Here is a 1,418-nt window from a genome sequence, read left to right as displayed (position 1 = left end):
GAAAATAATAACTGAGTTATAATTGTTATAAACATTAATTTTAAAGGCTTCTTATAAGATAGCTCATTTCTGTCTCTAAAACGTTTAAACCTTCACTTAGAGAGGCTCTCATAAGCATATTTTCATTGTGCATTCAAACTATAACTCCTTTACAAATTAACCAGCTCAAATTTGAGCTCGTTATCTTTAGAAGAGAGTATTCTTTAAACATTACAGCTTTTACTAAAAATTTAGTAGAATCCCATGCCTTATAATGTTACAATGGTTTTGAAATTTACCTGCTTATCTTTGTTTTAATAGGTGCCCCCAATTTTGGGATGACTAAAATCACTCAATCCAAATTTGGATTGACCTCTTTTGACTTCGTATTTTTAAGTTGTAACTTTTAAAACGTTTTTTGCTCGCTCGCTTGCGTTATGTCATTAAAAGGCTTTCAATTTCACAAGATATAACGTTGAATTTCATACCTGCTATGTCTTACTCCGGTAAAAAAAATACCGCGGTTATAAAATCAATCTTGTCTTTAAATCTTTTTATGCGCCCTTAATAAATGGAAATCTATAAGCTTATGACAGTTTCAAACGATTACCCTCTTATAGGTAATAAAATATTGTTATAGCATTTTTAGATTTTACGCTTTTCAATTTTAAGAATCATAATCTCATACTTGATATGCGATTACTAATCCAATTGTTAAAACAAGCTGTGATCTTTAAACGTATGTTATAGATAATTCCAAACGACTAAATTTAAAACAATGCGATTTTGAGTAATAAAAACGTATCATAAAATTTATGAACTGTTATGAATGATAACTGCTTTTCATTTCATTTGAATACACACACGCGTTATAATATTTACATCATGATTTGCTTTTTATGCTCTATTCATACATGGCAATCTTGTATAAAAAATGGTCAAATGAATCACATATAAAAGTGTGGATTCTTAAGTGGATTTATATAAAATAATTTCACTCAACATATTGACTTTATTGTTTTTTTTGATATGATACGGATTTGCACGTGAGATACGCCCATTGGGTTCTCTGATATATCCTTCGATGCGTGGACGACCACGTTTTGCTCGTTTTTTTCTTTTTGTCATATTTTTTCAATCAGAATGGCATGCTGTCATTAAAAGAAGCGCTATAATCGGAGACACCAGAGGCGATAGCATAATTTTGAGAAGTCACGGGTGAGGGAGATACGGATTGCTCTTTCTTTGTATCAAGTAGGTGCAATTCGCCTTTATATTGTAACAAAACAATCTCTGTTGTGAAGCGGTCAATACCGTTTTTATCTTGCCATTTGCGTGTCTGTAATTTTCCTTCTATGTAAACTTTTGAACCTTTGCCTAGATACTGAAGTGCAATTTTTGCCAAATGTGGATTAAAAACCACTACGGAATGCCATTCT

Annotated in this window: 2 protein-coding genes; both read right to left on the bottom strand. The window is 31.5% G+C overall.

Annotation, left to right across the window (positions count from 1 at the left end; all coding sequences use genetic code 11):
* Positions 1–948: 948 nt before the first annotated feature.
* Complete coding sequence (locus ABD915_RS09640) at positions 949–1,107, bottom strand: hypothetical protein (RefSeq protein ID WP_345117728.1); 159 nt, start codon at positions 1,105–1,107, stop codon at positions 949–951.
* 10 nt (positions 1,108–1,117) lie between these two features.
* Positions 1,118–1,418 (bottom strand): single-stranded DNA-binding protein (gene ssb / locus ABD915_RS09635; RefSeq protein WP_345117726.1); only part of this gene is annotated, 301 nt, incomplete at its 5' end.

This window comes from Bartonella jaculi (assembly GCF_039543045.1).
GTDB classification, from domain to species: Bacteria; Pseudomonadota; Alphaproteobacteria; order Rhizobiales; family Rhizobiaceae; genus Bartonella; species Bartonella jaculi.
The sequence above is the reverse complement of the archived record's forward strand: the minus strand, read 5'-3'. Positions and strand labels throughout refer to the sequence as shown.

Coding starts and splice junctions, on each gene's coding strand:
- ABD915_RS09640 (WP_345117728.1), bottom strand. CDS start 1,107: ATGACAAAAAGAAAAAAACGAGCAAAACGTGGTCGTCCACGCATCGAA.